The 12,519-nt window shown below is 71.4% G+C and carries 9 protein-coding genes; 5 read left to right on the top strand and 4 right to left on the bottom strand.

All coding sequences use genetic code 11. The features are described from left to right. Positions 1-2: 2 nt before the first annotated feature. The 3 genes from NYF13_RS12010 (at position 3) to NYF13_RS12000 (ending at position 1,245) form a co-directional block, all read left to right on the top strand. Positions 3-503 carry a GNAT family N-acetyltransferase gene (locus tag NYF13_RS12010; RefSeq protein WP_315656333.1) on the top strand — a complete coding sequence of 167 codons (501 nt, stop codon included), beginning with the start codon at positions 3-5 and terminating at the stop codon, positions 501-503. A 143-nt stretch (positions 504-646) separates the two neighbouring features. Then, complete coding sequence (locus NYF13_RS12005; protein ID WP_315656332.1) at positions 647-844, top strand: hypothetical protein; 198 nt, start codon at positions 647-649, stop codon at positions 842-844. Continuing rightward, positions 823-1,245 (top strand): VOC family protein, encoded by a 423-nt coding sequence (locus NYF13_RS12000; RefSeq protein ID WP_315656330.1) that lies wholly within the window; start codon positions 823-825, stop codon positions 1,243-1,245. The genes NYF13_RS12005 and NYF13_RS12000 overlap by 22 nt, the downstream gene beginning before the upstream one ends. A gap of 1,070 nt (positions 1,246-2,315) precedes the next feature. Here NYF13_RS12000 and NYF13_RS11995 read toward each other — a convergent pair. Both NYF13_RS11995 and NYF13_RS11990 read right to left on the bottom strand, forming a co-directional pair. Further along, the gene (locus NYF13_RS11995) at positions 2,316-3,584 is read right to left on the bottom strand and encodes an aspartate aminotransferase family protein (protein ID WP_315656329.1); all 1,269 of its coding nucleotides are present in this window, start codon (positions 3,582-3,584) and stop codon (positions 2,316-2,318) included. Positions 3,585-3,612: 28 nt separating this feature from the next. Next, positions 3,613-4,797, bottom strand: a complete 1,185-nt coding sequence (locus NYF13_RS11990; RefSeq protein WP_315656327.1) for a CoA transferase — start codon at positions 4,795-4,797, stop codon at positions 3,613-3,615. Positions 4,798-4,942: 145 nt separating this feature from the next. Between NYF13_RS11990 and NYF13_RS11985 the strand changes: the two genes are divergently transcribed. After that, positions 4,943-6,928, top strand: coding sequence for an NPCBM/NEW2 domain-containing protein (locus NYF13_RS11985; protein WP_315656325.1), 1,986 nt, complete (start codon positions 4,943-4,945; stop codon positions 6,926-6,928). 163 nt (positions 6,929-7,091) lie between these two features. On the opposite strand, the gene NYF13_RS11980 is transcribed toward NYF13_RS11985, so the two are convergent. Continuing rightward, positions 7,092-7,877, bottom strand: coding sequence for an SDR family oxidoreductase (locus tag NYF13_RS11980; protein WP_315656324.1), 786 nt, complete (start codon positions 7,875-7,877; stop codon positions 7,092-7,094). Between the two features lie 440 nt (positions 7,878-8,317). Next, positions 8,318-9,949, bottom strand: coding sequence for a thiamine pyrophosphate-binding protein (locus NYF13_RS11975; RefSeq protein ID WP_315656323.1), 1,632 nt, complete (start codon positions 9,947-9,949; stop codon positions 8,318-8,320). 963 nt (positions 9,950-10,912) lie between these two features. Between NYF13_RS11975 and NYF13_RS11970 the strand changes: the two genes are divergently transcribed. After that, on the top strand, positions 10,913-12,283 hold the full coding sequence (locus NYF13_RS11970; protein ID WP_315656322.1) for a wax ester/triacylglycerol synthase family O-acyltransferase: 1,371 nt from the start codon (positions 10,913-10,915) through the stop codon (positions 12,281-12,283). Positions 12,284-12,519 lie beyond the last annotated feature (236 nt).

Raw genomic sequence — 12,519 nt, 5'->3', positions numbered from 1 at the left:
GCGTGATCCGGCTCGCCCGCCCCGAGGACCTGCCCGTGCTCCGCGAGGTCGAGCGCCGGGCGGGCGCGGTCTTCCGCGATCTCGGCATGGCCCGGGTCGCCGAAGACGAACCGCTCTCGGTGGCGGAACTGGCCTCGTTCGCCGAGGACGGGCGGTGCTGGGTCACCGAGGAGGACGGGGCGGTGCTCGCTTACCTGATCGCGGAGGTGGTGGACGGCCTCGGGCACATCGAGCAGGTTTCGGTGCGGCCGGACCACGCCCGCCGCGGGCTGGGCCGCGAGCTGATCGAGACGGCGGGCGGGTGGGCCGCGCGGCTCGGGCGGCCGGCGCTGACGCTCACCACCTACACCGGGGTGCCGTGGAACGGGCCCTACTACGAGCGGCTCGGATTCCGGGTCCTGGAGCCCGCGGAACAGGGTCCTGAGCTGCGGGATATCCGCGCCGCGGAGGTGGCGCGCGGTCTCGACGAATGGCCGCGCGCGGCCCTGATCCGCAACCGCTGACCTGCGGTTTTACCCACTCAGGCGACTTCGGTCGCCCACGCGGGGGACCCGATTTGCCAGCTCGTTCGAACACGTGTTCTACTGATCGAGCCGGCCCCGGAGGGGGAAGCTCCGCGGGTCGGCTCCGACTCAGAGGAGACAGCGTGGCGGTCAAGATCACCCACCTCACCAACGGCCAGCAGGTCCGCTTCGCGAACGCCGACGGGGCCCGCCGGTACGCCGAGATCATGGGTGGCGGCATCGACAAGTGGAACTTCACCGTGGTTCCGGGCGAGAGCGGGCTGCCGAAAATGTCGGGGTCGGTCGTTAACGTCCCGGTATGGCGTATGACTTCCAGGTAACCGTCGACGCGGCCGACCCGCACACCCTCGCCGACTGGTGGGCCGGCGCCCTCGGCTGGAACGTCGAGCCCTCCAACGAGGCGTTCATCCGCGAAATGGTGGACAACGGCTATGCGAAGGACGAGTACACCGCAACCCACCACGGTGTCCTCGTCTGGCGCACCGGCGCCGCCATCGTCCACCCCGATTCCGGGCGGCGCCTGCTGTTCCAGCTGGTCCCCGAAGCGAAGACCGCCAAGAACCGGCTGCACCTCGACCTCCGGGTGGGCCCGGACCGGATCGAGGCCGAGTTCGAACGGCTCACCGCCCGCGGCGCCACCTTGCTCCACCGGGGACGGCAGGGTCCGCGGAGCTGGATCACCGCGGCGGACCCGGAGGGGAACGAGTTCTGCTTGAGCTGAGCGGGCAGGCGGGTGCCCGCGGCTGAGCCTCTCGGGCGGCGCGCGAAACGATCTCCCCTCCCCGGAAACCGGCGGCGCGGCACCGAGGTCGAGCCAGCCGCCCGACTTCGACCCCGCCGAGCGGAGTGCGACGACCAGGCCCACCGCTTTGCGGCACCTCGCCCACCCGGGCCGGGGCTTCCGCGAAGCTCACCGCCGCGCGTCACCCCATCCGGGCCGAAACCTCCGCACGGCTCACCGCCGTGCGCGTCACCCCATCCCGGCCGAGACCTCCGCAAGGCTCACCACCGCGCGTCACCCCATCCCGGCCGAGACCTCCGCAAGGCTCACCGCTGCGTACGTCAACTCGCCTCACCCAGGCCAGGACTTCCACAGCCCCGCCACCCCACCTCGGCCAGGATCTCCGCGAGGCTCACCACCGCATGCGTTGCCCCGCCCACCCGGGCCGGGGACTTTCACAAGCCCCACCGCCGCGCGTCACCCCACCCCGGCTAAGACCTCCACAAGGCTCACCACCGCGCATCACCCCACCCCGGCCGAGACCTCCGCGAGGCTCACCGTTGCGTACGTCACCTCGCCTCACCCCGGCCAGGACTTCCACAAGCCCCGCCGCGCGTCAGCCCAGCCCGGCCGAGACCTCCACGAAACTCACTACCGCGAGCGTCACCCCGCGCCAACCCCGGCCGTAACTTCCGCGAGGCCCGTCGCCGCGCATCACCCGGGCCGAGACCGCCGCAAGGCTTACCCTCGCGCGCACGTCACCCCGCCCTACCCCGGCCGGAACATTCACCAGCGCCACCGCCACACACCACCTGCCCCGGCCGGGACTTCCGCGAGACTCACCCGCGCGGACGTCACCCCGGCCGGGCCGAGGCTTCAGCGGCACGCAAGGTCAGCCGATCACCCCGCCCAAACCGGGGCTTCCGCGCGGACCGCCGCCGCACACCACCCTCACCCGAGTCAGGGCTCCGCACTTCCCGCCACACCTCACCCCATTCGAACCAGGGTTGCCGTCCGGTCCGCGGCCAGGTGAAACCAGCCGATCCGACGAGTGCGACCAGGCCCGGCACTCACTGTCCGAGCCGGTCCAGCGCCTTCGGGATCGCGGCCGCCAGCAGGTCCAGTTCCGCCTCCTCGGCGATCAACGGCGGGGACATCACGATGCCCTTGGCCACGGTGCGGACCAGGACTCCGTCGTCGCGGATCAGGCGTTGGAGGCGGGCCGGGGCGGACGGGTCGGCGGTGAGGGTTTCCGGGGTCAGCTCGACCGCGGCGAGGAAGCCCAGCCCGGCGCGGACCTCGGCGACCAGGCGGTGCTCGGCGGCGCCGGAGAGGGCGTCGGCCAGTGGCTTCTCCAGCTCCCGGCCGCGGGGGATCAGGTGGTCGCGCTCGTAGATGTCCAGGGTGGCGAGCGCGGCGGCGCAGGCGACCGGGTGGCCCGAGTAGGTCGGGCCGTGGCGCAGGATCGGGGCGCCCGGCTCACCGGTGAAGAACGGCTCCGCGACGTGCGGGGCGACCAGCAGCGCGGCCAGCGGCACCGTACCGCCGGTGATGCCCTTGGCCGTGGTGATCAGGTCCGGCCGCACGGCCCAGCGGTCGATGCCGAACCAGGTGCCCAGCCGGCCGAACGCGGCGATCACGCAGTCCGCCACGAACAGCACGTCGTGGCGGCGGCAGATCGCCGCGACCTCCTCGATGTAGCCCTCCGGCGGGAGCAGCACGCCGCCCGCCCCGATCACCGGCTCGCAGAAGAACGCGGCCACCTGGTCGGCACCGAGCCGGTCGATCTCGGCCTCCAGCGCCGCCGGGCTGTCGTACGGGATGTGGGAGAAGCCCTCCAGCAGCGGCCCGAAGTTCTGCGCGTTCACCGCGATCCCGCCGACCGCCGTGCCGAAACCGTGGGTTCCGTGGTAGCCCTGCACCCGGCCGATCACGTGGGTCTTCGACGGCCGCCCGGTGTTCGCGAAGTAGGCGCGGGCGATCTTCACCGCCGTGTCCACCACGTCGCCGCCACCGGAGCCGAGGAACACCTTGGACCCGGGGGTGGGCGCCAGCTCGGACAGCCGCGCCGCCAGCTCCAGCGCCGGCTCGTTCGCGTAGTCGCCGAAGAGGTTGTACGAGTCGAGCTTTTCCAGCTGAGCCGTCACGGCGCGGGTGATCTCCGGCCGTCCGTGGCCGAAGTTGGCGTACCACAGGGAAGCGGTCGCGTCGAAGTACCGGCGGTCCGCGTCGTCCCAGACGTACGAACCCTGGCCGCGGGTGATGATCATGCGGTCACCGTCCACGGCGCCCATGTCCGCGAACGGGTGCCACAGCGGGTTGTGCGGTTGTCCGGCCATCTCGTTCCTCCTCGAAATCGGGGCCACGTCAGAACTCCGCGATCTCCGCCGCGGAATAACCCAGCTCGGCCAGCACCTCGGCGGTGTGCTGGCCCAGCGTCGGCGGCGCGGACGTCGGCCGCGGCCGGGTCTCCGACGCCTTGATCGGGAACCCGTTGCCGAAGTAGGTCCCGACGGTCGGGTGCGGCAGCCGCACCACCTGGTCCCGCTCGGCCGCCCACGGATCGGCGTACACGTCGTCGATGTCCTTGATCGGCGCGGCCGGGATGCTCACCGCGTCGAACGTCTTCATCCAGTCCTCGACGGTACGCGTCCCCAGGACCTCGCCCAGCCGGGTGTTCAGCTCGTCGCGGTGGGCGGCGCGCGCGGCGTTCGTGGCGAACTTCGGGTCCTCGGCGATGTCGAGTCCCAGCACCCGGCACAGCACCCGCCACAGCTTCTCGCTGCCGATCGCGACGATCAGCCAGCCGTCGGACACGGGGTAGGCCTGGTACGGGACGATGCTGGGGTGCGCCGAGCCCATCCGGCGCGGGCGCGGGGCGTCGTAGAAGTGCGCGCCGGCGGCGTAGACGTGCCAGGCGAGCTGGGCGTCGAGCAGCGAGACGTCCAAGTACTGGCCGCGCCCGGTGGTGTGCCGGGCCTGCAGCGCCATCAGCACGGCGATGATGGCCCAGGTGCCCGCGTTGAGGTCGGCGACCGGCAGGCCCACCTTCGCCGGGGCGCCGTCCGGTTCGCCGGTCAGCCCCATCACCCCGCCCATGGCCTGGGCGACCAGGTCGTAGCCGGGCCGGTCGCGGTACGGGCCGGTCTGGCCGAACCCGGTGATCGACACGTGGATCAGCCGCGGGTTCAGCTCCGCCAGCTCGGCGTAGGACAGTCCCCACTTCTCCAGCGTGCCCGGGCGGAAGTTCTCCACCAGCACGTCGGCGCCGGCCACCAGCCGCCGGACGGCTTCGCGGCCGCGCTCGCTCTTGAGGTCGAGCACGATCCCCCGTTTGTTCCGGTTGGCGGCGAGGAAGTACACCGTTTCGGCCGCGCCGTCCTCACCGACGAACGGCGGCCCCCACAGCCGGGTGTCGTCCCCGTGCCCCGGCGGCTCGACCTTGACCACGTCCGCGCCCATCTCGCCGAGGTACTGCGTGCAGTACGGCCCGGCGAGGATGCGGGACAGGTCGAGGACCTTGATCCCGTCGAGCGGACGGACCTCGGGCATGGACGTCTCCTCGCGGTCGGGGCCTGGTCTCCTTTCTACCCGGCGGCACCCGGATTCCCTACCAACGGCCGCTTGACGGGCACGTGCTCACTGATGTTGATTGTTGGTTGAGTTTGTGCAGAGTTGCGCACTCATGGAGGAATCTATGCGTCGTTTTGTGGGTCTCATGGCCGCCACCACGCTGGCCGCGGGCTTGACCACCGCTCTGACCGCCCCCGACGCCGTGGCCGCCCCGTCCGCCGCCCCGGCCCCCTTCACCGCCCAGCAATCCGCCGGCGCCCGGCCGCCGATGGGCTGGAACAGCTGGAACAAGTTCGGTTGCAACATCAACGAGGAGCTGATCCGTGAGACCGCGGACGCCATCGTCAGCTCCGGTCTGAAGGACGCCGGCTACCAGTACGTCAACATCGACGACTGCTGGGCCGAGCACGACCGCAACGCCGAGGGGAAGTTCGAGCCCAACCACCAGCGCTTCCCGCACGGCATCAAGGCCCTCGCCGACTACGTGCACAGCAAGGGCCTGAAGCTCGGCATCTACACCAGCGCGGGCACGATGACCTGCGCGGCGACCATGCCCGGCGGCCTCGACCACGAGGACGTCGACGCGCAGACCTTCGCCGGCTGGGGCGTCGACTACCTCAAGTACGACAACTGCAACAACCAGGGCCGCCCGGCCATCGAGCGCTACACGAAGATGGGCGAGGCGATCAAGAAGACCGGCCGCCCGATGCTCTACGCGCTGTGCGAGTGGGGCGAGAACCAGCCGTGGCTGTGGGGCAAGGGCGCCGGGGCGCAGCTGTGGCGCACCACCGGGGACATCAGCGACAACTGGTCGAGCATGACCGGCATCCTCGACCAGCAGGTCGGGCTGGAGAAGTACTCCGGCCCCGGCGGCTGGAACGACCCGGACATGCTCGAGGTCGGCAACGGCGGCATGACCGACGCCGAGTACCGCTCGCACTTCGCGCTCTGGTCGCTGATGAACGCGCCGCTGCTGGCGGGCAACGACATCCGCACCATGCCGGAGGCGACCCGGAAGATCCTGGAGAACAAGGAGATCGTCGCCCTGGACCAGGACTTCGCGGGGACTCAGGGGCACAAGGTCCGCGACGACGGGGACACCGAGGTCTGGGCCAAGCCGATGTCCGACGGCTCGGCCGCCGTGGTGCTGTTCAACCGCGGGCTGGGCTCGGCCACGATGACCAGCAGCGCCGCCGAGCTCGGCCTTTCCGGCCGCGACTTCCGCGTCCGCGACCTGTGGACCGGCGCCAACACCGAGAGCACCGGCCCGCTCCGGGCCCAGGTGCCCAGCCACGGCTCCGCGGTGTTCCGCGTCTGGCCGGCCAAGGCCCCGAACGCCGCCCCCGCCACCACGCTGTCGCTCGACCCGGGCCAGTACTTCCCGGCCGGCCGGCCGTTCACCGCGAAGCTGAGCCTGAGCAACGACGGCAGCACCCCGGTCGTCGCGGCCCGGGTGAAGCTGACCGCGCCGGCCGGCTGGCGGATCGACGGGCGCGGCGAGGTGTTCGTGCCGGCCGTGCTCCCGGGCCGAACCTGGTCGCGGTCGGTGGAAGTGCTGCCGGTCAAGCCCACTGGCGACCAGGTCTCGATGTCCGCGAGGGCCTCGTACTTCACCGCCTGGGGCGCCCGGACGCTGACCGCCGACGCGAGCGGACCGGTCGTCACCCCGCTGCCTTCGGGGGTGACGCCGATGTCGAAGGCACCGTTCGTGCTCTCGGAAAACGGCTGGGGCCCGGTCGAGCGCGGCACCAGCAACGGCGAGAACCAGGCCGGTGACGGTCACCCGATCACCATCGACGGCCAGGTCTACCCGGACGGCCTCGGGGCGCACGCGCCTTCGCTGGTCCGCGTCTACCTGGGTGGCGGGTGCACGTCGTTCAGCTCGATCGTCGGCCTGGACGACGAGCTGGCCGCGGGCAGCGTCACCTTCGAGGTCCGCGGTGACGGCAAGACCCTGGCCTCGACCGGCGTCCTCCGGCCCGGCGCCCCGGCGCAGTCGGTGAACGTGCCGCTCAAGGGGGTCAAGGCGCTCGACCTCGTGATCACCGACGGCGGCGACGGCAACGACTCCGACCACGCCGACTGGGCCGACGCGGCGGTCTCTTGCTGACGAGCTCCGGCCTGACCGCACGGCCCGTCCGGGGTGACCCGGGCGGGCCGTCCGGCTTCCGGGCCGTCTAGGTGGTCGGCGGGCTGAGCTTGGACGACTGGCCGGAGCACGTCCCGCTCTCGTCGCCAGCTCACCGTCCGCACCGCGGGGCCGGTCAGCGACCTCAGCGGACCCCGAGGTCGAAATCCAGGCTGTAGCGGTTCGACGGCATCGCGCCGGCGGCCTTGGCGCCGTCCACCGGGAGCACCGCGCCGCTGATGAAGCGGGACTCGTCGCCGGCCAGGAAGACGATGGCCTTCGCCACCTCCCATGCCTCTCCGACGCGGGCGGCCGGGGTGCTGGCCACGAGCTGGTGCTGCTTGGCCTCGAAGTCGTCCGGCGAGGCCAGGGTGGAGCGCAGCATGTCGGTGTCGATGGCACCCGGGTTGACGGTGTTCGCGCGGATGCCCTGGTGCGCGTGCGCCACCGCGATCGACTTCATCAGGCCGACCAGGGCGTGCTTCGTGGCGTTGTAGACCGGATCGGCCGGGCGGCCCATCATGCCGCCGTTCGAAGACGTCGTCACGATGCTGCCCGCGCGCTGCTCGATCATGTGCGGCAGCACCGCGCGGGTGCCGAGGAAGGCCGCGCGCACGTTCAGCGCGAAGATGTGGTCGAACTCCTCCAGCGTGGTCTCGGCCAGTGGCTTCGCCAGGTGGATGCCGACGTTGTTGACCAGCACGTCGATCCGCCCGGCCACCGCCAGCGCGCCGGCCACGAAGTTCGCGACCTGCTCCTCGTCCGTGGCGTCGGCCAGCGAGAACTCCACGCCCTCGACCGGCGACTCGGGCTCACGGATGTCACTGGCGAACACCTTCGCGCCCTCGGCGGCGAACTCCCGCACCGTGGCGAGCCCGATCCCCCGCGCCCCGCCGAAAACCACCGCGACCTTGCCGGCCAACCGACCCATGACGTCCAGTCCTCGCTCTCTGCTGCGGGTGTCCCGGCCGCGTCGAGTCCGTGGTCCCCAGGCAGCCGCATCGGCGCGTCCGGCGCACCGGTGTAGCGGACCACCACACCGTACCCGGCCGCGACGTCGTCGAACCGTCCTCCGGCGCTCGCCGGTGCAGCGCGCGGCTCTCCTACGGCAGGTCCCGACTCCCGACCATCCCTGACGGCACCGGACCCTCCACCGTCCACACCGGACACCATCTGGCTCAGGCGATCGACGTCCCAGGCAATTCCGCCTCGCGCTCACCGTGATCCGCCAGCCGGTTCCGCCGGAGTCCACGCGCAATGAGCGCTCGTGCCCTACCAGCGGGGCGAGGACGATACCCCGCCAGTCCAGCTCCCGGCCGAGGCGGACCACGAAGTCTCGTCCAGTCCGATGCCGAGGTCGACGCCAGCCGGTCAGCGGTGCTTGCGGTACCACCGCGGCGAGGTGTTGAGCGGCGGCTTGAGCTTCGCGCGCACCACCAGCACGTTCGGCTCGCCGGACTCGATGAATTCGCTCAGCAGCCGCCGGAACGCGCGGCCGAAGCCGGCCACCCGGTCGGCGTGCACGCCGAACGCGCGGGCCAGTCCGACGAAGTCCGGGCTGTCCCAGTCGACGCCCCGGTGCGGCAGGCCCTCCTGCTCCTGGTCGTAGCGGAGCATGCCGTAACCGCCGTCGTCGACGACCACCACCGTCACCGGCAGCTGTTGCTCGGCCAGCGTGGCCAGCTCGCCGACGGCGTAGAGGAAACCGCCGTCGCCGGTCACGCAGATCACCCGGCCGGTCTCCGCGGCGGCGGCGCCGAGCGAGGACGGGAAGCCGTAGCCGAGGGTGCCCCAGCCCATCGGGTAAGCGAGCTTGCGCGGGCCCCGCACGCGGTGGAACCCGCCGACCCAGTAGCCGGCGACGCACATGTCGGAGACCAGCACCGCGTCGGCCGGGAGCACTTCCTCCAAAGTGGACAGGAAGTCGGCCGCCTGCGGGTCCTCGTCGCGGATGCGCTGGCGCACGCGGCGGCCGATCACGCCGAGGCGCGCGGTCAGTTCGAGCAGCCCGGGGCGGCGCTCCGGGCGCAGCGACTCGACCACCCGGCGGGCGTCGCCGACCAGGGTGATGTCCGGCCGGTAGTTCTTGGCGGCGTCCGCGGCGTCGACGTTCACCGCGATCAGCTTCGGCGGCTGCGGCATGAGCCAGTTCTGGGTCATCAGCCCGTCGAAGTCGGTGCCGATGGCGAGCACCACGTCGGCCTCGTCCCACAGCTCGCCGACCTCGGGCGAGTGCACCGGATTCGGGGCCAGGCAAGGATGGTCCAGCGGCAGCAGCCCGCGCGCGGCGAACGTGGTGAGCACCGGCGCGGCCAGCCGCTCGGCCAGCTTCCCGATCGCCTCGCCCGCTTCGGACCGCAGCGCCCCGCCCCCGGCCCAGATCACCGGCCTCCGCGCGCCCGACAGCATCGCCGCGGCGCGGGCGAGGTCGGGCAGGTCCAGCACCCGTTCCGCGGGCGGCGGGGGCGGCTCGCGCGACTCGGACCCCTCCCTCAGGTAGTCCGCGGGAATGCCGAGGTAGACGGGGCCGGTCTGCGGTTGCAGCGCCAGCCGCGCCGCCCGGTGCACGGTGGTGCCGATCTGGTCGGCGCGGTGCACGGTGAACCCGGCCTTGGTGACGGGCGCGAACATGGCTTGCTGGTCGGAGGTCTCGTGCAGCACCCCGCGCACGACCCCGGGTCGCTTGAGCGTGGAGGGGATGTCGGTCGCCACCACGAGCACCGGCGCGGCCGAAGCCATCGCCTCCCCGATCGCCCCGAGCGTGTTCGCCGCCCCCGGCCCGGTCGTCACCAGCGCGACGCCGAGCTTCCCCGTGGCCCGGGCGTAACCGTCCGCGGCGTACCCGGCGGTCTGCTCGTGCCGCACGTTGACGATCCGGATGCCGATCTCCGCCAGCGCCTCCCACAACGGCAGGTTGTGCACCCCGGGCAGCCCGAAGACGACGTCGGTCCCGAGAGCCTTCAGCGCGTCGCCCAGATGCTGAGCCCCAGTCCGTCCTGCCACGGCCGCGATCGTATCCGCCCGCCCCACCGCGCCGCACAGACGTCACCGGACACCGGTTGTCATCGTCAGAAGTTCACCTCGGCCACACACGCGAGCCGACGACCGACTCGGCGGGACCGGATGCATCGGCCGTCCGGCTGTCCGGCGCGGCAGGCGGTGGCCAGTCCGGTCCGCCCTGCGTGGACCGTCCGCGGCTCAGGCCGAGACCACGCCGATCCGGCCGACGGACTTCAGCCGATGGTGTCCGTTCACGGGCCCAGCCCAACCCGCCGCCCAGCTGGCTCTCCCATCCGTCCTAGGCAGCCGGACCACCACCGCGGCGCCTGCCCGATACTCCCCACCTCGACGACCAGCACCTCCCCGTCAGCGCTCTGTCACGACCAAGCTCTCCGGCCCACCTCAACCAGATCTCCCCCAAGCACCCGGCGCCTCTTTGCAGATCAGCACCACCCACACCCCCAGCCGAACCGACCCCCGTCTCCGGAAACCGAATCTCGGCACTAACGCGTCCAGGCAACAGACCAGGTTCACGCAGTGTGTGACGACGGCGGTTTCGCCCGCCAGAACACCGACGGCGGACCGGGCAGACCAAACCCACCTCACTCGTCATCGTGAGCACGATCGACCTCGCCCCGACCCCTGCAACATCGCGCAGATCTCGATGCCCGACACGACGCCCAGACCCCGGCCCAGACCCCGGCCACACCCCCGCCCTCCTCAGGGGGCGTCCCATGCCCAGCTTACCGTCGCCCGCCGTTCGGAACGGGGGGCTCGGGGCGGTGGAGGCCGAGTTGTCCACATCGGGAGAGGGCTGTGGACAAGATCGGTCTCGGCGGTTTCAGGTGGGGTCGGGAGGGTAATAATCGCCGGAGGAAGGCCGGTAGCAACCGGGGGAATCGTGCGTAGACTTCGGGCTCCGGGCGCGATGGAGCCCCGGGGGCGTGGAAGCGGAAGGTGGGCCGAATGCCGTTGATGCCTGTGACCGACTCGATGTTCCTCATGGTCGAGACCCGCGAGCACCCGATGCATGTCGGCGGCCTCCAGCTGTTCCGCAAGCCCGAGGACGCGGGCGACCACTATCTGCGGGATCTGCGGCGCAGCATGCTCGATTCGGACACCATGCGCAGCGTCTTCCGGCGGCGGCCGAGCCGTCCGGTGAACACCCTCGGTCACGTCGCCTGGTCCAACGACGTGAAGCTGGAGCTCGACTACCACTTCCGGCATTCCGCACTGCCCCAGCCCGGCCGCATCCGCGAACTGCTGGAGCTCACCTCCCGCTGGCACAGCACCCTGCTCGATCGCCACCGGCCGCTCTGGGAGACCCACCTCATCGAGGGGCTGCAGGACGGGCGGTTCGCCGTCTACACCAAGGTCCACCACGCGCTGATGGACGGCGTCTCCGCGCTGCGTCACCTCCAGGGCACCCTTTCCGACGATCCGAACGACCTCAACTGCCCACCGCCGTGGGGCACCCGCCAAACGGAAAAACCACGCCGGGACAAGGCACCGGCCTCGTTCCTGGAGACCGCGGGCAAGACGTTCGGGCAGGTCGCCGGGATGGCGCCGGCCGCGGCGAAGGTCGCGCGCGAAGCCTTCCGCGAACACACCTTGACCTTGCCGATGCAGGCCCCGAAGACCATGCTGAACGTGCCGATCGGCGGAGCCCGGCGGTTCGCCGCGCAGTCCTGGTCGCTGGACCGGGTCAAGGCGATCGCGATGGCGGCCGGTGTCTCGCGCAACGACGTCGTGCTGGCCATGTGCTCCGGCGCCCTGCGTGACTACCTGATCGAACAGAGCGCCCTGCCGGACGCACCGCTGATCGCGATGGTGCCCGTCTCGTTGCGCCGTAAGGCTGACGCCGGCGAGGCTGCGGGCAACAGCATTGGGGCGCTTCTGTGCAATCTCGGCACCGATCTCACCGATCCCGCGCTGCGGCTGGCCGCAGTGCACACGTCCATGCGCAACGGCAAGAAGCTGTTCTCGGAGCTGACCCCGCTGCAAACCCTGCTGCTTTCCGGGATCAACGTGGCCCAGCTGGGCGTCTCGCCCCTGCCCGGGATCGTCAACAACACCCGCCCGCCGTTCAACCTGGTGATCTCCAACGTGCCCGGACCGCGCAAGCAGATGTACTGGAACGGCGCCACCCTGGACGGGATCTACCCGGCCTCGGTGCTGCTGGACGGCCAAGCCCTCAACATCACGCTGACCAGCAACGGCGGCAACCTGGACTTCGGCATCACCGGATGCCGACGGAGCGTGCCCCACCTGCAGCGGATCCTGACCCACCTCGACACCGCGCTGGCCGAGCTGGAGGGGGCGACCGGACTGAAGTGAGCGGTCTCGCCGTTTCCGTCAGCGGCCGTAGCCCGCACCGCCTCCCCGCGCTGGCGTCGGTTCAGTCAATGCGCTCCCGGCTGGCGCCGCCGACCTGGATCGCGTCGGCGGTGACGCGGTTGATCCCGGTCAATTCCTCTGGGGTGAGGTCGACCGGGGCCGTGCCGCCGAGCTTCTAGGTGCCGAGGACGATCCTCGAAACCGGCATGACCTCCGCGGCTCGGAATCGTCGTACG

Origin of the sequence: Amycolatopsis sp. PS_44_ISF1 (genome assembly GCF_032335455.1) — a bacterium.
Classification (GTDB): Bacteria; Actinomycetota; Actinomycetes; order Mycobacteriales; family Pseudonocardiaceae; genus Amycolatopsis.
The sequence above is the reverse complement of the archived record's forward strand: the minus strand, read 5'-3'. Positions and strand labels throughout refer to the sequence as shown.